Source organism: Paraburkholderia sp. MM5496-R1 (assembly GCF_050436205.1).
Taxonomy (GTDB): Bacteria; Pseudomonadota; Gammaproteobacteria; order Burkholderiales; family Burkholderiaceae; genus Paraburkholderia; species Paraburkholderia tuberum.
The window spans coordinates 1,203,537-1,226,030 of sequence record NZ_JBNDLT010000001.1 but is presented as its reverse complement, the minus strand read 5'-3'; the positions used below and the strand labels follow the sequence as shown (position 1 = coordinate 1,226,030).

Below are 22,494 nucleotides of genomic sequence, written 5' to 3'. Positions count from 1 at the left end.
CCCCAACGACGCCAATCACAGCCATTCCTGGCACGCAGATCAGGAGCGACTTCACGAATACGGAAAGTAACTTTCTCATCATTTCTTGCCTCCGAGCTGCGATTGCATCTGCAGATAGATGGCATTGACAGCTTCCTGACCGGACGCCCCCCCCAGAGAACCTGCGACAACTGGCAGGTGGTTGGGGTTGAGCAAATTCCATCCGGCACTTGACCACACTCCGGTCGCGGCCCAATCACTTGACGTGAGAGAAGGTCTAATAGACGAGGTGATCGCGCCCTGGCCGAGCTTACCTAGTCCATAGCCGAAGCTGGACAAGACACCACTGGTAAAAGCAGCCCCACCGATCGAGTCGTCTTTCCCATACACGACGTTGTTGACGGCTGTACCTGTTGCGCCACCAACCGCATTCACTGCCATATTCCATCGCAAGCCACTGCGTGTACCCAGTGCACCTGCTGCAAGACTCACACCGACATCAACGGGATTGACATCCCCAGTCAAGAAGTACTGCGCTCCCGCGTTGACGCCCGCGCTAATCGCTCCCGTACCCACCGACGAGGCCCACATGCGCGAACCCAGCAAGCCACCGGAACTAAAGATCGGTGCGCCACCGCCGAGCATTTCGCTCGCGAGTGTTGCACGCCCGCCGTTGACGAGCGCAGTGATTCCCGTTTTGATCGGTGCAGCAGCTCCCAAGGTAAAAGCAGTCATGCCCGCTTCCAGAAACGACTGGGCACCCTTCGTTACAGCCGTGCCGTAATTCCCCGCATCCCAGTTCGCCCGTGCTGCGTCCATGCTGGTCGCGCCGACCATGTCGTGCGCGAACTGCTTGGTCGCATTCCAGCCATCAGCCCCGTACTGTTTCGCACGATCCCACGCGTAGAGAAGATTATCGGAGCCGCCGCTATTATCGGCCAGCACTGCAGGACGCGGATCGATTTGTGAGGTTGCCAGCCCAGAAGACGGGCCGAAGAGCGCTGCAGCACCGGCGTACGGCGTCTGGCTGCTGTCAACGAGCCCGCCATACACACCGAACAGTGCAGTGCTACTGCTGTATGACGCCTCCGGAGCTACAAACCCGCTGCCGACGCCACCAAGCCCGCCCGGCAGCACCTGCGCATTCATGCCGCCGATCGCTTCCTGCACACGCTGCGCGGTCGTATCGGTTTTCCCAACGGAGCCGGCCTGCACCTGGTCGACGACGAGATTGCCAATGGTGCTGGCGATGGCATCCATCGTGATCGCCCCAACATTGCGCCCAAGGCTCCCACCGCGCACGATTGTACTAGCAGCCCCTGCAGCTATCCCCGCACCCATGCCCGTTACAAACCTGCCTGGATCCGAGCCCATGTTAAAGCCCAAGTTGCTGCCGCCGACATTAATCGTCCGTGCCGCCTGGAAGCCGACCCCAGATGCCACAGCGGACGCTGCCATGCCCTTCCAGTCAAACCCGCGCTGAGCACCAACAGCGAGCGCCATACCCTGAGTTGCCGCTGAACGCACCGCCCCCTGAGCAGCCGCGGTCCAGAAGCTGGTGGCAGGGGCCGCCGCCGCCCCGATACCAGCTGACACAGCTCCAATTGCCATCCCCTTCCAGTCAAATCCATGCTGCTCGCCTGCGGCGATCATGACGCCCTGCGTCGCGGCCGCTCCCGCGGCGCCAATCAGCATTGCGCCAACAATGCTGCCCGTACCCATCGACACGACCGATACCGCGACCGCGATGACTACCGCGAAAATCTGGGCCACCCCACCACATCCCCCATCCTTGCTCGGCGGCGGTGGAGGATCCGGCAAGGTCGGCTGTGTATTGCCGATCGCCTTGCCCGGGTCATACGGCTTGAACGTCGTCGCCGTGTTGTGCACGTTCGTGACCTGGTTGGGCATCGTCAGCATCTGCCCGGCCTTCAGCACGTCATCGCCCTTCAGCCCGTTCGCGTCCGCCAGGATGTACCACAGCGTCGCATCCCCCCACAGCGACGACGCGACCGACTGCAGCGTATCCCCATCGCGCACCGTCCAGGTACCCGGGCTCACGCCCGGATACACCCCGTTGATCGCCATGAAGTTCTCGTCGAAGTCCGCGCTGCCCACCGGCGTGAACACCTTGTACTGACTCTCGCTGCCCTTCGCGAGCTTGCCCGCCAGCTCCTGCACGTAGTCGACCGTCTCGACCCCGTCGTTGCCCTGGTTGCCCACCCGGTTGCCGTTCAGGTAGTAGTAGTTGTGCTTGCGATCGCCCGTCGCGCCCCGGATCGTGCCGTCATCCGCCACCGTCACGCCCACCAGTTCGTCGCGCCGCTGCACCTGGCCGCGCAGATCGGTGTAGTACGTGAACGCGCGTGCCCTGCCCGCCTGGCCGCCACCATCGTCGTAGGTGGCCTTCAGGTTGCCGTTGACGTCGTAGTTGAAATAGCTCGATGCCGGTCTCCAGCCCGGCGCGTCCGGGTTGCTCCCCTGCGCCAGGATCTGGCTCTGTTTCGCGCTGTCCCACCATTCGTACGAATAGGTGGATGTCATGGTCGCGCCGCTGCCATTGTCGGGCCGCGTGGCGACCTGCCCGAGCGTGCCGTCGGCCATGCGCGTATAGGTCGTCGTCGTGCTGTTCAGATTGTCGTGCTCGGACATCAACTGGCTGTCGGCGTCCCAGTCGCGCGTCACCGCCGTCACGATCTGACCGCTGCTCCTGTCCCGTTCGATGGTCTCCGTGACGCGCCCCAGCAGATCATTGGTGCGCTGCTGGATCATCATGCCGTCGACCGTCTGCGTCGCCAGCAAGCCGTTCGCGTCGTACGTGTAGTACTCCGTGCGTCCATCCCTGGCATAGACCGCCATCGTCCGCTCGCCGGCCGCGTTGTAGCCAAGCTGCACGCCGTCGCCGCCGGCCGCGCCCGCCACGATATGCACACTGGTGTCGTCCGGATCGGTGGCGCGCGCGCCCGACAGCGATCCCATCGATACCGTGAAACGGTTCAGCGCGTCGTATTCGTACCAGTACTCCTGCTCCGTCGCGTGATAACCCACCATGTCCGTGTACGTCGCCATCATCCGGCGGCGATTGCCGAGCGCGTCGTACTCGTAACCGACCTGGTAGCTGTTGTCACGGATCGCCACGACGCGATTCAGTGCGTCGTATTCGACCCGCGACTGCGCGAACACGTACGAGTTGCCGAAGTCCGTGAAAAATTCCGCCGTACGGTTGCCGTCGCCGTCGTATTCGTACAGCGACTGCGTCTGCGTGCCGTAATCCATGATCGAGCGCACCAGACCGTGCGAGTAATAGCTGTATTCGACATGCTGGCCACTCGTGCCTTCCTGTTTTGTCAGCAGACCAGCCCAGTTGTACGTGTACTGGAACACGTGGCCACCAAGATCGGTATGTTTCGTCACCCGGCCGAACAGATCCACCTCGTCGACCATCGAGCGGCCGTTCGCATCGATCGTCGTCTTTACCCATCCACCGCTCGCGACCGAGCCGATCGAGCTGATCGTGCTCGCCCAGCGGTAGTCGTACTGCACCGTGCGGCCCGCCGCGCTGACGCTCTTCACGATACGACCGTCGGCGTCGTAGTAGATGCGTTCGCGTCCGCCCAGCGCGTCCGTGTGGGCAATGCGGTTACCCGCACCGTCGTACTCATAGCGGTCGATGCTGCGCTGCCCGTTGGCTAACACCGGCCGGGCGATCTCGATCAGCTGGTTGACCCTGTCGTACGTGTAATCGGTGCGTCGTCCCAGCTCGTCGGTCGACACGCGCAGATTTCCCACCGCGTCATACGAGAAGTTCTTGCCATACCCCATCGCATCCCACGACTGCGCCACCGCCGGCTGCGCGAGACCGTAGTTCCACTGCTGGGTGCTCAGATGACCGTTCGCATCCTTCAGGCCCACGAGGTTACCGGTCAGATCGTAGTAGTACGTGGTGAGCGGAGCCATCTCTATCTGCGCCCCGTTCTCCAGCGTGACCATGACAGTCGGCTCGCGTTTGAGCGTGAGAGAACCCATCGTGTTATACGACGAGTAGGTCCAGTTGCCGCGCCCGTCCCTCTCCGCCGACACCTCACCGAACGCGTCGTGCTGCTGCAGACGGTCGATCGTCATGTCCTTCGCCAGTTCCTCGATCACGCCGACGATGTCGACATTGGTGACGGGGTTGTTACGCGTGCCGGTGAGGAAGTAGCTCTGGCGCTCCATCAGCACGTTGCCGGCGGCATCCATTGCGAGGTAGCGATACTCGTACTCGACGTTCGTCGGCAGATCGCCCGCGTCGAACAGGAAGCGACCGGCGGCGTCGCGAGTGAGGATCGCCGTTTTGAACGGCCGATCATAGTCGCCATCCTGCTTTGTCGATTCGCGGTAGTACAGTGTGATCGTATCGACGTTCGTAAGCGGCGCGCCGCTGCTGTCCGTCGGCGAAAACTGGAAGATCGACGGCAGTGCGCTGCCCGTCAGCGTCACGCCCGAATCCGTGTTGACGCCGATCCTGATGTCGCCCTGACCCATCGAGAGCGGCCGGCCCGCCGTGTCGTAAGCGGTGAACCTGATCGAATAGACCGAGTCAGGCTGCAATCCCGCTTTCGTTGTGTCCCACAGGAAGTCGCCCGCCATGCCGGACAACGTCGTGTACTGCGTGGTGCCGTCCTGCTCCCACGACACGACCATGTGGTCCGTGCCGGCCGGTTGGCTATGAAACACCACAGTCGATTTCAGGTCCACAAGGTAGCCGAGCGCGAACGATGGCGACTGGCCATTGCCCGGCAAATTGATCGTGCCGCGCAGTGCATCGATCTGTGCACCGGCCGAGTCGAACAGGTCGAGCGATATCTCATAGACTCCGCCGCCTAGCGACGCCATGTCGATCTGGAACCCGCCGGTGATCGGATTGCGCCAGACCGGATAGTCAAGCTGCCAACCTGGATTGTTCGGGTCGCGCAGGCGCACGACGATATAGTCCGCCAGCTTTCCTTCTGTGCTTCGTATGCCAAAGATATTCAGCGACTGCGGTGCCGCCCAGATATAGTTTCCTGACGCATCGACGGTAAAGCCGGGACGTGAGCTTGGCGACGCCGCAGGAAGGTCGGCTAATTCGATCTTCGGACCATCGGTATGCGAAATGTGAAGCCTATAGCCATCGCGCCGAAGCAACGACCCCGCCTCGCCGTAACTACCATCGCTGACAGCAATGAAGATCACCTCATAGTCGTCGTCCGGCAGTCCGCTGGTGTCGACGGTAAACGAGTTTGGGAGGCTGCTCGAACTCTTTGGAAGCGGCAAAAATGTTTCTGTCGATCCCGCGCGACGGTAGTACAGCATGCCCGGAGTTCCTTCCGGGAGCGAATTGCGCGCGACACTCAGCAAGCCTGAAGCAACCTGCAGCGGAGCACTGGCGTCAAGCACATCACTGTTTCCAATCAGGGCCTGGCCGTTGCTGAAGTTGATGAGCTGCGCCGACTGCGAAACCGTACCCGCGAGCACTGGACCCGATCCCGCGCTGAGGGGCGTCACGTAGATTTCAGCGGTCCATGTAAAGGTCACGCTTGAATCGACAAAAAAGCCATTTAACCAAAGCTGACCCGAACGCCAGTTGACCGGTACGCTCACCTGCGTCGCATTCATCGGCACCACGGCTGACCAAGCCGTACCCGACGGCCTACCGAATGGCTGCGCAAACGCTGCCTGATCCTGTCCACCACGGATCTGCCATTCGGATCCGGAGGCGGTATAGCTCACGCGAACCTCAACGTTATAAGCACCATACAACTGCGCAAAGTCAGGCAAAGAAAAATCCAGGCTGCTCACGCTGATATCGCCGTTATCCTCAGATTTGTTCACAGACCAGGAGCCTGTCACGCTAACCTTTCCGTCTGCACCCAGCATTCCCGCATCGCCGTTGACGAGCGGCAACGTCGGCGCCGTCACCGGCCGCGCTGACGAATCGATCCACCCCGAGATGCTCAATTCAGTATTCGCGAACACCCCACCATCGATCGGAATATCGACCGGGCTAAAGCTGATGGTCGGTATCCCGCCCGACGTCTTCGGCTGCCGAATCTGAATCACCTGATTCCGCTGGTCATAGCGCGTGTAAGTCTGCATCATGTCGACGCTCTGCAGCAGCGCGACGAGATCGTCCCCGGTCGTGATCACGCGATAGCGCAGATCGCTCTCCATCGACTCGACCTTCAGCGTCGCATTGCCATTGCGGTCATACATGAACAGATGCGACACCCCGTCATCAAAGTTCGTGCGCACCACCCGGCCGGCGTTGTCATAGTCCGCATATTCCTGCCATTCACCGTTCGCGCCGCCGCCCCCCGTACGCCGTCCGGTCACTTCGCCATACGCGTTGTAGCGCTGCTCGATCAGTGCACCAGTTGACACCCGTGCACCCGTCGCTGCGTCACTCGTTTGGGTGACGCGCGAAATTTCGCGGTTTTCCGCGTCATAGGTGATTGTGGTGGAGTCGAGCCGCTGGTTCCCGTCCACATCGCTGCGTAGATAGAAGACGCTCGTGACATTGCCCACGGCGTCATACCGAAAATTCGTCGCCACACCCAGCGCGTTGACTTTCGAATGAAGTCGACCACCCGCGTCGTAAAGGTACGTGGTCACCTGGTCCGGCTCACCCTTGCGGGTTTCCCTGACGACATTGTTCAGGCCGTCGTAGTCGTATATCGTGGTGACGCGCACCTGCCGGTTCTGATAGTCGGCGAACTGCGGCAGCATCTCGCCCGTCAGACGTCCGAGCGCGTCATAGGTGAAGTCGTACTGGCTGCCGTTCGCGTCGACCTTGCGCCGCAGGTGCCCCTCTCCGTCGTATGCATAGGTCGACGTGGCGTCACCGGTCGACTGCACGAGCTTGCCGTTGGCGTCGACCTTCGCGAACTCAACGCCGACGCGCGACTCGCTCAGCAACCGGCCGTTGTTGTCCCAGGTGTAGTTGGTGATGCGATCGTCGGGGCTGCGGGGCCACGAACCGACGATGGTATTGACGGAGGCGCTCGCCGAAACCGGGTCCGGGAACGGCAGTGCAAACCGCGTTTCCTGCGTGACGTTGCCTTGCGCATTCACCGTGTACGCGATGCCGAAGCCCTTCGCGTCGATTTCGAGCGTCTTCTGTCCGGCCTTGTTATAGAAGTACGTTGTGCGATTGCCGGTCGGATCGACGGTCGCGGTAACCTGGCCGCAACCATCGTATTCCCACGTCGTCACCAGCTCGCTGCCAGACGTGATGAAGTATTCGCCCCGCGCGTCGTCACCCGCGCTCGGATCGAAATAGCCTGTCGCTACATTCTGCACGCGGGACTGAGTGAGCCGGTTATCCGCGTCGTAGACGTATCGCGTTTCGCGCACACGGCTCGGATCGACCGGCTCAGGGGCCTGCGATCCAGTTGGTGCGACGACCGGATCCGCGTAGACCTGGGTAACTACCACGTTGCCTACTGGATCGTTCGTCCACAGCGTGAGCGTGCCGGTCGGGCTGACCTGCGCAGTCTTCCGGCCCGCCACGTCGTAGTACAACGTGGTGGTATGTCCATTCGCGTCGGTAATCGATGTGAGATTGCCTTGCGCGTCATAGACCCGTGTCTCGGTCGTGCTCGCAGGAAAGCCAGCCTGGTACACCGACACGCCGGTCAGCGTGATCTGCCGGTCAAGCAGGTCATACCCATAGCGCGTAACACGCTCCTCTTTGAGCCCCTGCGCTTCGATCGTCGCGATGCGATTGCCGCGCGCATCGTATTCGAACGTGTTGACAACCGCCTGGCCACCCGAAGTAACCGGTAGTGTTTCCGACAGCATCAGTCCACGGCGATCATACGTATAAGAAAACTGCCCGCCGACCTTGTTCGTATAGCCGGTGCGGTTGCCGAATGCGTCGTACGCGTAGATTTCGCCGTAGCCCTCGGCGTCGGTCGACCTCACCAGGTGGCCGAGCCGGTCGTACTCCATGCGGGTGACCGCCTTCGTATCCTGCGTCACCTTGACCGCATCGCCAAACGCGTCGTATTCGGTCAGCACGATGCTCGCCGTCGGCGAGACGACCCGCACCGCGCGGTTCAGCACGTCATAGGAGATCTGGGTGATGTTCCTGTTCTGGTCGGCCGCCGTCACCCTATTGCCGAAAGCGTCATAGGTGTTACTGGTTATATAGCCGAGCGCATCGGCCGTAACCAGTAGATCACCCCTCGCGTTGTAGATATAGCGCATGCGATACGCCGCCTGCAGATTGCTCCGCTGGCTGGGACTGAGCGCTGCTGCCTCGAGCGCCTCGCCATTCGCGTCGACATAGCCACGCGCCTTGCGCTCGGCAAGTGCCCAGGCGGTGTCCCGCTCGGAAAGCTCCACCCCGCGAGGGTCGGTCTCAGCAGTCACACGTCCCATCCCGTCATACGTGTAACGTGATGTCGCAGCGACTGACGTACCGTACGCGCGGGTCTGTTCGATCATGCGCCCAGCTGCGTCGAATACCGCGTGCGTGACGCTCTGTTCGGGCAGACCATCGGCGACGCTCGTGTTCACCGCGCGTCCCAGCGCGTCAAGTTCATAGCGCGTGACGACGCCTGCCGCATTCGTCGTGCTCGTCAGACGTCCGGCGCTGTCATAGTCGTATCCCGTCGCGGCCGCCGAAGCCGGAATGATTTGCGGCAGAAGAGCGGCAGCCTGTTTCTGGCTGGCGCCGCGCGCCGCTTCGTATCTGTCCGCGTAGCGGATGGTCGTCAGCAGATGGCCCGCTGGATCGTAACGTTGCTCCGTGACGTAGCCTTCGGCATCGATCACATAGACCGGCCGGGTGGCGGTGTCATAAATCCACGTAGTGGCGCGATCCCCGGATGGCTTCGCGACGCCAGGCGACGCGAGCCAGAGCTCCAGCGCCGAGGCGTCTGGAATGCCGGCCTCCGCATACGGCGTCTGGTACTGCGTGCGTTCGAGGAGATTGCCGCCGGCGTCGTAACGGTTGGATGTGACGAAGCCGAGCGCATCGATACTGGCTGCCACCCGGTTTGCCACGTCATAAACCATGCGCGTCGTGCGATCGCTCGCATGCGCCTGAGCCGATTGGGCGCTCAGCGCTGTGGCAACGGCCTCGACGGTGAGGGCACCCGCTATATTGACGGGGCTTGCATACGTGATCGTGCTGATCACATTGCCGTTGGCGTCGTAGACGTTCTCGGCAACGTAGTTCAGCGCGTTCACCACGTAGCGCAAGCGGCCGTCTGCGTCATACACGTATTGCGTGGTCTGGTCGAGCAGCGGCTGAACCGTTTGACTTCCCGTGATGTACGCGTCGGTCAGATTGTCCGGCGAACCGTCCAGAGGGAAGGCAAACGCCGTTCGCGCGACGACACGCCCTGCGGCGTCGTACACGCTCCTGACGAGCGCGCCGGTCGGTCCGACCGACCATATCTGCCGCCCCTCCTCATCGTAAACGTAGCGCGTGACGCCCCCCGCCGCATCGGTCACGGACACGACATCGCCATTGGCGTCGTATGCGTAGCCTGTTGTGAGGCTGAGTCCTGCCGGGTCGACGACCGTACTGGTCAACCGCCCCGCCTTGTCGAATACGTTCTGCGTGACACGCGGGTTGCTGCTGCCCGCACCTTCGGTCACGGTGAGGACGTTGCCAACACCATCGTAAGCAAACGTCGTCAACAGGTTCAGTCCACCTACGTCGGCCGTCACGGAAGCCGTGTGTCCGGCTGCGTCATAACGGGTCTCGGTCACGACGCCAGACGGGTCCGTCACGCGGGTCGCCTGACCCTTGCCGTCGTATTCGTAGCGGGTCGTGAGATTCAGGCCGCTCGGGTCGACTGTGCAGCTCAGCACGCGGCCCGTCGCGTCGTAGCTATACGTGGTGTGAACACCGCGCGCGTCAACCGTATCGATCAGATGGCCTGCGTGATCGTAGTTTTGCGTGGTCGTCGCACCGGTTGCATCGGCCGTGCTGACCAGGTTGCCGTCACGGTCGTACGTGTAGCCTGTCGTGTTGCCGCGCCCGTCGGTCAGCGTCACGATCTGGCCGGCGTCGTTGTACGTCAATGTGGTCCTGATGCCCTCGGCGGTCGTCACTGTCACCGCGCGGTCGAACTCCGAGTATGACCATGTCGTCGTGCTGCCCGTCGCGTCGGTGCGGGTGAGCATGTTGCGGAACGCGTCGTACGTCATGTGCATACGCGCGCCAGTGCCGTCGGTCACCACCACCACATTGCCGTTGCGATCGTAGTCCTGGCGGCGCAGCACACCGTTGGCATCGATCGATTCGATCACACGCCCAAACGCGTCGTAGATTGCCTGAGTGATCAGGTTGAGGCCGCCCGCGTCGGACGTATGGCGGATCGCCTGACCGAGCCGGTCGTAGTCGATCGTGTCTCGCACCTGAACATCGGAGGCAATGTCACGAACGGTGGAAATCTGCTCGCCAAACGTGTTGTAGATATAGCGTGTGCTCAGACCTAACGCATCGGTACGCTGGACGAGGCGGCCGGCGGCGCTGTAAGTGAAAGCAGTGCGCGTGACGTCACTATCATCGCCCAGCACCGCAAGTGTGCTTCTGAGCGGGTCGGGCAGGAGACCGCCTACCAGACTGGCCAGCGTGTCCGCTGCAACGCGCGTCGCGTAGACCAGCGTCTCCGTCACGTCACCGAATGCGTCATACTGGTACTCGACGACTTCGCCGATCGGATTGACAACGTGGGTGAGGTGGCCCGCCACGTCGTAGTAGTAGTACGTGGTGTTGCCGTTCGCGTCCGTCATGGAGGTGCGCAGGCCCGCCGCGTCGTACGTGTAGCTCACCCCCCACGATTGCCATACGGCATCGATCTGTGCAAGCGTTGCGTTCGCGCCAAGCGCTGCGAGCGCCGTGCTGCCTTCGCCGCCCAGCTGCGCAATCAGCCGTCCCTGCAGATCGTAGCGGTAGGTCGTCGTGCGCCCAGCGGTCGTCTCGCTGGCCACGCGGCCCTCGTCGTCCCAGGTCCAGCTAGTGGAGACATTGCCGCCCATACCGTCCTGCGAATACGTAGTGCGGCCCGTGAGCCGTCCCATTGCGTCGTAGGTGTAGTAGGTGAACTCCATCTGCCCGGGACGACTTGTCCACGCGAGCATGGCGTCGGCCCGCAGCACATAGCGCAGGCTTTGCTGCGAGGCGTTACCGCCTACCGGCGTGCTCAGCTCGTCAGCCTTGCTCAGGCAGGATGCGCCAAAGGTTGCGGACCCTATCGAGAGGCCGCTGTCCGCCGGATAGCGGAACTCGATCGTATGATGCGCAAGCGGCACTATGTTCGGTACGTCAAGCGTACCGGTGGCGAAGCCTCCGAATGGGAAGTCGAACGTGAGCGCTCCCGCCTGCACGCCATCGATCCAGATTTCAACACTGCCGCTTGAACCCAGCGTCCCGGTCACGTTAATCGTGACCGGGATCTGCTGTGGCGCCTGCGTCGAGCCGAGATCGACTTGCTGGCCGCGCACGCGCTGTGTGACGTTGCCCCACGCATCGTAGCTATAGTGCGTCACGTAACCTTCGGCATCGACTTCTGCACACAACAGGCCGCGCGAGTCATAGAAGTAGCTCAGGTGAGCGTCTGCGTCGCTGCTACCGGGAACCAGCTGCGCAAACATGCCCTGACTGCGCAACGAGGCGTCCGTTGCCGTGGCATAACGAACCGTCTCAACACGCTCCCCTGCGCCGTTGTACCGGTATTCGGTCAGGAAACCTTCCGGGTCAAGTTCCCCGCGCAACAAACCATCCTGATCGTAGAAGTAGCGCGTGACGCGATCGTTGGCCGGATCGGCATCTGGTAAGACCTGTGTCGGCGCCACGCTGATGTCGACCCGGTTCGCAAAGACCGTCTTCACCACGGGACGTCCGCTGCCGTCGTACTGAACCTGGGTGACGGTTCCGTCCGCGTCAACGGTATGGTCGATGAAGTTGTTGAGATAAAAAGCCCATACCGTCCGGTCGTCCACCGATGCAGGCGGGCGCAGCTTCGAGGAGTCGAGCGTCAGCAACGCCCCCGATTTCAGCCTTTCGGGGGGTGTCCCGTCGGCGTTGGTCAACGAGGCGAGTTGCGCGGCCGTAAGCCTGGTTGCATAGGTAAGCGTGCGCAGCGGCCTCGCGAATGTGGTGTCGTAGACATACTCCGTCAATGTTCCATCAGGGGCGATCTGTGCGACACACTGGCCACGCCCGTTGTACAGGTAGTGCGTATTCAGTCCATTGGCATCGGTCGTCATCTGCAACCGGCCGTTGGTGTCGTAGTAGTTCCTGATCTGCGACTGCACTTTGCCCTGCACCGAATCGACCACGGCGACCAGTTCCCCCGCGGCGTTATACGTAGAGGTACGCGTCAGCCCGTTGCTGAAGGTGACTGAAACCGTGTGGTGCGCATCGTCGTACTGATACAGCGTCGTGACGCCGTCGAACTGAATCGCGCAGAGGAGGCGGCCGAGCCCGTCGTACGTGAAAGTTTCAGCCTTCTCGTTGCCCGGACTGCCCGCAAAACGCTGCAGGAGACGACCGGCAGCATCATAGACGTACCGTGTCTGGATGATTGCTCCCGTCACATCGCCTGTGCCGTCGGCCAGCAGCTTCTCATAGCGCGTGACCGTCGCGAGGTTCCCACGGTAGTCATACGTCGAATCGATACGGATCGCCTCGCTGGGATTCACAAGGCCCGCCGCCCATGCATTCAACGTCGCCTCCGACACTGCATCGGTGTTGCTCAAGGCGCTGACGTCGAATGCCGCCGATGTGTACTGGATCTCGCTGACCTTCTGGCCCGCCGCGTTGTACCTGAACTCCGTGACGCGGCCCGCCGCACTCACCACGTATCGCAGATGCCCGGCTGCGTCATAGACATAGCGCGTCGTCAGGTACTGGTTCGCGTAACCATTGGCAAAATTGCTGGTCTTGTCAAAGACCGTCTCGGTCAACAGTTCATTGTTCGACCCGTACGTACGGGTAACGTCGGCTGAGCTGTCCGATTGGCTGATCAGATTGCCCGCGGCATCGTAAATAAAGTAGATCGGCTTGCCCTTACCATCATTCAGAATCCGCAGGTCGCTGTCGCCGTTGACGGTGTACGTAAAGTTCAGGTTCACCCACTGTCCGTCCAGAGACGAAGTCGACCGGATGCTGATCAACCTGCCGGCATCGTCATACGTCAAGACCTTCCTGTAGCCAAGCGGATCGGTCACCGTCGTCTGCCTGTTCGCGGTGTCATAGCTAAGCGTGGTGATCCGAAACACCCCGTCGTCGGCCTTTTCGGCAATCGTCGCCACCCGGTACTCGCCGTTCACCTGAAGATAGGTGAACATCACCTGGGATCCATCCGACTGGGTGATCGAGGCGATCCGGCTGCTCGTGCCGTCGTACGTATAGGTCGTCGTATAGACGTGAGCGTCGGCGATGCTGTTGTCTTCCGGACTCAGGTCGACTGTCACCCGCGACAGCCGGCCCTGTGTGTCGTACGCGTAACGGATCGTGGTCGACGTGACCAGACTGTTACCCATCCCCCGGTAGACCGAGCGCAGATCCGTCAGTTGACCGGCTGCGTTGTAGTCGAGATAGGTGACGTCGCCCCCTGCAGTCGTTACCTGCGCGAGCTGCCCTGCGGCGTTGTAGGCGTAGCCGACCGTATTGCCGTCCCTGTCGCGGGTTGACACGAGCCTGCCGCCTCGCGTGGCATCGTAAAGCTCGCTCAGCCCGTTGTTTCCGTCGTTCCACTGCCAGTTGCGGGTCGCCTCATCAAAGGACAGCGTCGCGTACGCCCCTGTGCCAGTAGCATCGGCATAGCCGGGCTCAAAGTCGCCTTGGACAACGCTGGCGCCAAGCCACGCGGTCGACACATACAACTGGCGCGACGCATCGTACTCGTACACCGTACTCGAACCATCCCAGTCTGTCAGGGTTACCGTACTGCCTATGCTATTCAGCGTCCCAGTGAGGCCATCCACCGTGCGCGATCCGCCTGGGCGCCAGTTGTCTCCAGCAAACTGTCCGAGGCTGTTATAGGCGCGGTAGATCGAACTGTTCACCCCCTGGCCGAGCAGCAACTGGTCACGATCCTGAATCACCAGATTGCCGTTCGCGGCGTTCACATAGAGCTGCTCTCCGGTCTGCCCGAATGCCGCATTGCCGACCTGGCCATGGGCTCCAAGCCCCAATGCCGACGACGACTGCAACCCCAAACCATTGCCCGTGACGATCGCTACCATCTATGCCCCGTACTTGTTCGTTAAGCCTTGCGCGATTGGTTTCCCGAACCGCTTCCGAACAAGTTGTCCGAAGATTTTTAGAACTGTTTAGCGAAAATCTCAGGTGCTCAGGATCTCGTGCGTCCTTGCGTGCGATGAAGCATAAATTGTGGCGGCGATTGCCGGCCTGATCTCGCAATAAGGATCCCGCAGCAATTCCAGACTGCTATGCTAGAAAAAGGCTACTCACTTCCGATCCCTCACTTTCGGCTTTGTCCACCGACGCAGCGAACACCCGACGCCAAATGAACTCCACTTCCGAACACGCCGTTGCTTTGGCATCTGCCCGACTGACCCGGCTGCTTGCGTTCCTTGAGTCCGACCCCAACAACCTGTCGTTGCTAGGAGACGCCACCGCGTGCGCATTCGACGCACAGCAATTCGAACGGTGCGATGAACTGCTCGCACGTCAGCAAGCGCTCGGTGCGGTGCCGCCTGAGTCGATGCATCTGCGTGGGCTGTGTGCCATGGCTCGTGGCAAATTCGAGGACGCGCTCCGGGCATTCGCCGCGTTACCGGACGGTGAAAGCCATCCCGCGATTCGCTATAACAAAGCTTATGCGCACGCCATGCTCGGCGCTTTCGACGAAACGCTAGCGCTGCTGGATGAAGGCGTGCTGACAACGATTCCGCAAGCCATCACGCTCCAAATGCGGTCGCTTCACCATCAAGGCCGCCTCGACGAGGTCATCGAAGTTGGCAAGCGGTATGCGGATCATCCGGAGACCGGCATCGAAGTCTGCGGACTCCTCGCCGCTGCTTTGTTCGATGCCGGACATCCCGACAGCGCGCAACAGTTCGCGTCTCTTGCAAAGAGCTCTCCCGACGGTCTCGCCATAGGTGGTTTGCTGGCACTCGGCGAAGGCCGCGAGTTCGACGCTATGGCGCTGTTCGAGCAGGCGCTGCGCATCCAGCCGGCACACAGCCGCGCGCTTCTCGGCACAGGGCTCGTGCTACTCGAACAGCACCGCTTCGAGCAGGCCGCGCAATACATCGACGCCGCATCCGAATCGTTTCGCACCCATGCGGGCTCCTGGATTGCGGCCGGCTGGGCCCATTTGCTCAATGGCGATCTACAACTGGCGCGGTCGCGCTTCGAACAAGGCGCTCACCTAGATCGCGGTTTTGCCGAAGCCCCTGGCGCACTGGCCATCGTGGCGCTGCGGGAAGGCAGACTCGACGAGGCGCGTGCGCATATGAAGGTGGCGTTGCGGCTGGACCCCGAGTGTCTGTCCGCCGCACTTGCGAAGAGTCTGCTCAGCACCTCCGCAGGCGATCAAAATACAGCGAGTCAAGCCCTTGATGCGGCATTGAATCGGCCCTTGGACCCACAAGGCAATACACTTGCAAAAGCGATCGCGAGAAAGGTGACCCGGAGCAATAAGACCCCTCCCTTAACAAATCGTCACAAGAACTGGAATAGGCAAACGCCTGATTTTTCGCGAATGGTCGATCATCTGCGAAATAGAACTTGTCCTAAAAATACGTAACGATCGACTATTTTGAGTGACGATCGACTATTTTGATATAAGCACCTACCTCTCTGATTACATTCGTTTTTGATTCGTTTGCCTCACTATTTTCATTCGTTTGCCTCACTATTTTTTTCAATTTCACAACTTCCAATTCGAAAGAAAGCTCTTCATAATGCGGCCCACTTAAACACGGGGACCTTATCCATGTCGGCCGACCAGGCAATCCAAATGATGACGCAGCTGTTCTGGAACAGCTTCCTCATTGCGGGGCCAATTGTTATTGCCACGCTCGTGGTCGGTCTGCTGATCAGTGTCTTTCAGGTCGTCACACAGCTGCAGGAGATGAGCCTGAGCTATGTGCCAAAGCTCGCGGTCGCCGTCATCGTGACGGTTTCGCTCGCCCCGTGGATGCTCGCGCATCTGACCGGTTTCGCAGCGTCGCTTTTCCGCAGCATTCCTGATCTGGGCTAACGCAATGACAATCGAAGCCAGCACGAGCTGGACGCTCGGCGTTCTTCTTCTTTCGTTGCGAATTGGCCCGGTGTTCGTTCTTGCGCCGCCGTTCTCACAAACGCAGGTGCCCGCGCGGGTCCGCGTGTGCTTCGTGCTGGCGCTCGCCGCATGTCTGGCACATAGCGCTGCACCCGACGTCTACATCGACGGCGCAGCGCTACTCATCGCCGCTGCAGCCGAATTGATGCTGGGCCTCGCGATCTGCTTCGCGTTCCAGGCCGCGTTCGCCGCGCTAACGTTTGCTGGCCGCGTGCTCGACGTCCAGGCCGGTTACGGTCTCGCGATGGTGATCGATCCGGGTTCGCGTGCACAGGCGCCGCTGTTCGGCACGATACTCGCGCTCGTCGCGGGCCTGCTGTTTTTTGCTTCGGGCGGTCATCTCGAGCTGGTACGGCTTTTGATGGCGCTAACGAGCGTCATACCAGTCGGCTACGCGCGAGTCGCCGTCACTCCCGATGCGCTGATCGGTTATTTCGGCATTGCGCTCGGCATGGGTCTGTCGGTCATCGCGGCCGCAATGGTCACACTGTTTCTAATCGATGTATCGATCGCCTTTCTCTCCCGCGCGTTGCCGCAAATGAACGCACTGATGTTGGGTCTGCAAATCAAAGTCATCGCGACGCCCGTCATGATGGCGCTATCAGCGGGTCTACTCGCACCTGCGACATTGCGTTTGCTGACGCACGCATTGGCTCTCGTACCGTCCCTGGATTAGTCATGTCGGATACGGAACAGAACAAATCGGAACAGGCCACTGCTTACAAGCTCGATCAGGCGCGCAAGAAGGGTATGGTGCCGCGCAGCCAGGAGCTCGGCATGGTGCTCGGCCTGCTTGCGAGTACCGGCTACCTGTCAGTGTGGGGCGGAGAAATGGCGGCACGTCTCGCTTCGCTCGGCGCTCATGCGCTGAGCGAAGCCGCGCCACTCGACGCAAGCGGCCGTGCGATGCCGGTCGCGTGCGCGGCGCTGCTGCTGCAGGGCGCGCACGCGGTTGCGCCACTGATTGCGATTGCGATGGGTAGCGCGCTACTGTCAGCGCTGATGCAGACCGGCTTCCTGTTCGCCCCCGGCGCACTCAGGCTGGACACCAGCAAGCTGAACCCGGTGCAAGGTCTCAGGCGTGTTTTCTCGATACAGACGCTGATCGAAGCCGCCAAGGCATGCTTCAAGATGGTCGTCTATGTGGCGATCATCCGTTTCACGATCGTCGATGCGGCCGTCTCGCTCGCACATGAGGACCTGTCCGCGGTACCCATTGCGCAGACGCTGCTCGCTAGCGGCGTCCACCTGCTTTTCATGCTGCTCGCGGCCGCGTCGGTGTTCGCGTTGCTCGACCAGGTGCTGGTGCGACGCTCATTCGCGAGAAAGATGCGTATGAGCCGCTACGAGCAGAAGCAGGAAATGAAGCAGCGCGAAGGCGATCCGCGCATCAAGCAGCGGCGCCGCCAGTTGCAGCGCGAATTGCTGCAGCGTTCGCGCAGCATGAAGGCAGTGCGTAGTGCGGACGTGATCGTCGCGAACCCGACGCATTATGCGGTCGGTCTGAAATACGATCCGTCACGGATGGCCGCGCCGCATGTCGTCGCCAAAGGGGCCGGCGATTTTGCACTGCGTCTGAAGAAGCTCGCCTTCATCTATGGCGTGCCGGTCATCGAGTCGCCACGTTTCGCCCGCGCGCTCTATTTCAAGGCAGTGCTCGAACGCGAGGTGCCGGGCGATCTGTATCGCGATACCGCGGCGATCTATTTGCAGGCGCGACGTGCGCCGTCGCAGGTGATGTCCGCATGACGCTTCGATCCCGCCTGCGCAATCATTCCGACCTCGCGCTCGTCTTCGCCGTCGTCGCGATCCTGTTGCTGCTGTTTACACCGATTCCGGCAGGGGCGCTCGACCTGTTCATCATCGTCAATTTCGCATTCGCGTTCACGATCCTGTTGATGACGTTTTACGTGTCGCGACCCGTCGAGTTCTCGACGTTCCCTTCCCTGCTGCTGATCGCGACGCTGTTCCGCTTGTCGCTGAACATCGCCGCGACCCGTCTGATCCTGTCCGGCGCCGAAGCGGGCCAGGTCATCGCGGCAATCGGCGCATTCGTCGTGCAGGGTAACTTCGTCATCGGCCTGATCGTCTTCTTCATCCTGATCGTCGTGCAATACGTGGTGGTCACGACCGGCGCGCAGCGCGTGTCGGAAGTCGCCGCGCGCTTCGTACTCGACGCGATGCCCGGCCAGCAGATGAGTATCGACGCCGACCTCAACATGGGTCTCATCGATCAGGACGAAGCGAAGCGCCGACGCAAGGCGCTCGAAAAGGAAGCTGGCTTCTACGGCTCGATGGATGGCGCGAGCAAGTTCGTCAAAGGCGATGCGGTAGCCGGCATCATGATCCTGCTGATCGACATTCTCGGCGGCTGGGCGGTCGGCGTCGCGCAGATGGGCATGCCGCTCAGCCAGGCAATGCAGACCTTCACGCTGCTGACGATCGGCGACGGCATCGTCACGCAGGTGCCCGCGCTGATCATTTCCGTCGCGACCGGCATCATCGTCACGCGCTCGTCTGCCGACGGGGAGCTCGGCAACGAGGTGCTGCGTCAGCTCGTGCAATTCCCGAAGATCCAGATCCTCGTCATGGTCGCGCTGAGCGGCCTGCTCGCGCTGCCGGGCATGCCGAAGTGGCCCGTGCTGATCCTTGCAACGATTGCGGCTTGCGCCTGGTGGATCGCGCGCCGCAAACGAAGTGCGGCGCCGGATAACCAGGCCGCGACGGACGGAGGCGACAGCGACGCGGCCGCGGCCACCCAGGCCACCGATCTGCCGGCCGTCGAAGTGTCGTTCGGCGCCGCGCTGACGGCCGCATGGATCCCGACGCAAAGCTTGCTGGCCGAACGCATCGCGGCGTTTCGCAAACAGTACGCGGCCGAGATGGGCGTGTCCATTCCGCCCGTGGTGTTCCGCGACGGCGCGCAGCTTGGCTCCAACGACTACCGGATCCTGCTGTTCGGAGACCGCTTCGGTCAGGCAACGCTGTATCCGGAAAAAACACTCGCCATTCACTCGTCGGACAAGGGTGAGAAGGTGCCCGGCATCGCCACTCACGATCCGGCCTTCGGGCTGCCCGCGGTATGGATCGATACGGCCGAGCTGTCGCGCGCGCGCTCGCTCGGTTACACCGCAGTCGATCCGCTGACCGTGCTGATCACGCACGTCACCGAGGTGATCAAGGCCAACGTACCCGCGTTGCTGTCGCGCACCGAAGTCGTCGCGATGCTCGAAGGAGTGCGTTCACGCACACCCGGCCTCGTCGAGGAACTCGTGCCGAATGTGCTCGCCGTCAGCGACGTGCAGCACGTCTTGCAGAATCTGCTGACCGAGCAGGTCGCGATCCGCAATATCGGCCTGATCGTCGAAGTGCTGGTCGACGCGGGTCGGCATGAAAAAGACCCTGCCGCGTTGAGCGAGCGTGTGCGCCAGCGGCTCGGCCACGGCATCTGTCAAGCAATCCAGAGCGATCACGATGCGCTTGCGGTGCTGACGCTCGACCCCGCGCTCGAAAACGCGATCGTGCAGAACCTGCAGGGTGCTGACGGCGCAGGCGCGTTCGTGCTCGATCCGCGTCTGGCCGAAAGCTTCCTCTCCCGGCTCGCCGCGCAGGTCGACGCGATGATGCGGCAGAACCTCAAACCTGCGTTGCTGTGCCGCCCGGAAATTCGTCGTCATCTGAAAACCTTCACGCATCGTGTTGCGCCACGGCTCGCCGTGCTGTCGATGAACGAGGTTCCGCACTCGATCAGCCTGAGATCGTTCGCGATGGTCAGTCTCGACACAACTGCGGCTCGGGCTCCCGCGCGCGCCGCGCAGCCCTCGAACGCTACAGCGCTCGCCGCCTGAGTGTCGGGCAGCTTGCCACCTGCCTGCCAAATTGAAACGGATTCCTGATGGATAACATGATGACTGTCGCGGCCAGCCTGATCTCGCACGAAACGCGCCGGATCGAAACCGCTGGGCAAAACCTCGCGAATGTGGCCACGCCCGGCTACAAGCGGCAGATCGCGTTCGACGACGTGCTCGCAGCCGGACGCACCGGGACGGTCCCTGTGTCTGCCATGCTCGCGCCGCCGCCAACCGGCATCGCCACCGACTTCTCCGCCGGCAAGCTGGTCCACACCGGCAATCCGCTCGATCTGTCGATCAGCGGCTCCGGCTTCTTCGAGGTCATGACAGCGAGCGGTCCGGCCTACACTCGGCTCGGCGCGTTCCATCGCGATGCCGACGGACGTCTCGTCACGGCCCAGAATTGGGCGTTGCAAGCCGCGGGTGGCGGCGACGTGGTCCTGCGTTCGGGCAACTGGCAGATCGCCAGCGACGGCACGCTGATTGACGACGGCACGCCTTCAGCCGTGATACGCGTCGCAACTTTTACGGATCCGACCCAACTCGAGCGCCGCGCGGACGGCCTGTTCCATGCCACGGACGCGCAGGCCGTCGACGTCGAACAGCCGCACATCGCGCAGGGCTTTATCGAATCGTCGAACGTCGCGGTCGGCAACGACATGATGCAGATGATGGAGGCAATGCGCCGCGTCGAGTCCGGCCAGAAGCTCGTGCATGCGTACGACGACATGGTCGGCGCCGTTTTGCAGCGTTTGGGAGACATGTAAGCGTGAACAACGTTTTTTATATCGGCGCGATGGGCTTGAACGCGCAGCAGACAGCCGTCGACGTCACCGCGAACAACATCGCGAACATGAACACACCGGCGTTCAAGCGCGGCACGGTGTCCTTCAGCGAGTTGCTGACGTCGGCGGTCGCCCCGCTCAGCCGCGCCCCGGCCAACGAAACCGTCACCATCGCCGCGGGCGTGGCGGCCGACCCGTCGCTGCACGTTTTCACGGCGGGCGAGTTGCGCCCGACCGGCAGCGCGCTCGATCTCGCGATTCGGGGCGACGGCTTCATCGAACTGGCGTCGGACTCGGGACCGGCCACGTTGTGGCGCGGCGGCACGTTGCACGTCGGGGCCGACGGTTATCTGACTGCGTCGAACGGCCTGCCGCTCAAAACGATGATTTCCGTTCCGCGCGACGCCTCCAGCATCACCATTTCGGCGACCGGCCAGGTGCAGGCGGTTCTGCCGAACCAGACCGACCCGATTGATCTCGGCGAAATCGAACTCGTGATGCCGACTGACGTGCGCGCGCTGCAATCGGCCGGCGACGGAATCTATCGCATTCAGGACGACGGGATCACTGTCAGCCGCGTGCGTCCCGGCGAAGACAACGCTGGGACGTTGGCGCAAGGATTCAGCGAAGCCTCGAACGTGTCGCTGTCGGATGAACTCGTCAGTCTGATGCTGTATCAGCGAGCGTATGCGTCGAATGCGCGACTCGTGCAGGCCGGCGATGAGTTGATGGCGATTGCGAATGGGTTGAAGCGGTAAGCCAGCTTCGCAATCACGGTCAAATACAGCCAGCCCATGTTCAATACGAGCGCGTTCAATCTTATGTCGCCCATCCGATGTCGCCAGTTCAATGCGTTTGCGATCGCGCTCGCCTCCGTGGTCGCGAGCGCGGCAGCCTACGCCTCTGACGCGGCGGTGAAGTTCCGCGCCGCCGCCGACATCGACGGCAACGTCGTGCGATTCGGCGATGTCGCCGACCTGAGCCCTGTGCCTGTGGCCCTGCAAAAGCAGGCGGCCGAACTCGTCGTCGCAAGATTGTCCGAATCGGCTACGAGTGTTGCGGTAGAGCCGCGTCGTCTCGCCGAAGCGGCCCGCCGTCAGATGCCGGCCCTCACGCCGTGGCTTTCCATGCGGGACACTCAACCGGCCGTCGTCATCAGCGGTCCTGTTCGCGCCATGTCCGGTTCGCCGAGCGACGCTCGTTCTGCGCCGCCGGCACGCTGCGTCGAACTCGTTCGTGATCTCGCGAAAGGCGATGCAATCACGTTCGATAGCGTGCGCGGTATCGCGTGCCCGCAGAAGCTAGTCATGCGCGGCGTTCACTACGACGACAAAGCGCGCGTCGCGCGTGCGGCTCAAAACCTCGTGCCCGGCGACGTGATAACCGGCATCCCCTCACAACGTCTCGCCCAGGTCATTCGCGGCGAACGCATTGTGGCCGTCGTACGAACGGGTGCCGTCACCGTCTGGCGAACCGGCATCGCATTAACGGACAGCGCGAGTGGCCGCGTAACCATGATCGCGACAGGCGATCACGACATCGTGGCCATTCCTGCTACCACCTCGCTGTCGAAGTAACTCA

The 22,494-nt window shown here is 61.9% G+C and carries 9 protein-coding genes; 8 read left to right on the top strand and 1 reads right to left on the bottom strand.

The window, feature by feature from the left end:
• Positions 1-78: 78 nt before the first annotated feature.
• Complete coding sequence (locus OKW38_RS05940) at positions 79-14,211, bottom strand: LysM peptidoglycan-binding domain-containing protein (RefSeq protein ID WP_429360465.1); 14,133 nt, start codon at positions 14,209-14,211, stop codon at positions 79-81.
• A gap of 284 nt (positions 14,212-14,495) precedes the next feature.
• Here OKW38_RS05940 and OKW38_RS05935 point away from each other — a divergent pair, with 284 nt between their 5' ends.
• The 8 genes from OKW38_RS05935 to OKW38_RS05900 all read left to right on the top strand — a co-directional run bounded on the left by OKW38_RS05935 (position 14,496) and on the right by OKW38_RS05900 (position 22,490).
• The gene (locus tag OKW38_RS05935) at positions 14,496-15,740 is read left to right on the top strand and encodes a tetratricopeptide repeat protein (protein ID WP_429360463.1); all 1,245 of its coding nucleotides are present in this window, start codon (positions 14,496-14,498) and stop codon (positions 15,738-15,740) included.
• 189 nt (positions 15,741-15,929) lie between these two features.
• Positions 15,930-16,196 (top strand): flagellar biosynthetic protein FliQ, encoded by a 267-nt coding sequence (locus OKW38_RS05930; RefSeq protein WP_429360461.1) that lies wholly within the window; start codon positions 15,930-15,932, stop codon positions 16,194-16,196.
• 4 nt (positions 16,197-16,200) lie between these two features.
• Positions 16,201-16,953, top strand: a complete 753-nt coding sequence (locus tag OKW38_RS05925; protein WP_429360460.1) for a flagellar biosynthetic protein FliR — start codon at positions 16,201-16,203, stop codon at positions 16,951-16,953.
• A gap of 2 nt (positions 16,954-16,955) precedes the next feature.
• Entirely contained in the window at positions 16,956-18,026 is a 1,071-nt protein-coding gene (locus tag OKW38_RS05920) for an EscU/YscU/HrcU family type III secretion system export apparatus switch protein (protein WP_429360458.1), read from the top strand.
• Positions 18,023-20,125 carry a flagellar biosynthesis protein FlhA gene (locus tag OKW38_RS05915; protein WP_429360456.1) on the top strand — a complete coding sequence of 701 codons (2,103 nt, stop codon included), beginning with the start codon at positions 18,023-18,025 and terminating at the stop codon, positions 20,123-20,125. The genes OKW38_RS05920 and OKW38_RS05915 overlap by 4 nt, the downstream gene beginning before the upstream one ends.
• A gap of 47 nt (positions 20,126-20,172) precedes the next feature.
• The gene (locus OKW38_RS05910; RefSeq protein WP_429360454.1) at positions 20,173-20,895 is read left to right on the top strand and encodes a flagellar hook-basal body protein; all 723 of its coding nucleotides are present in this window, start codon (positions 20,173-20,175) and stop codon (positions 20,893-20,895) included.
• A 2-nt stretch (positions 20,896-20,897) separates the two neighbouring features.
• A complete protein-coding gene (locus OKW38_RS05905) occupies positions 20,898-21,671 on the top strand; it encodes a flagellar hook-basal body protein (RefSeq protein ID WP_187618587.1) in 774 nt (257 codons plus the stop codon).
• Positions 21,672-21,788: 117 nt separating this feature from the next.
• The gene (locus OKW38_RS05900) at positions 21,789-22,490 is read left to right on the top strand and encodes a hypothetical protein (RefSeq protein WP_429360453.1); all 702 of its coding nucleotides are present in this window, start codon (positions 21,789-21,791) and stop codon (positions 22,488-22,490) included.
• Positions 22,491-22,494: the final 4 nt, after the last annotated feature.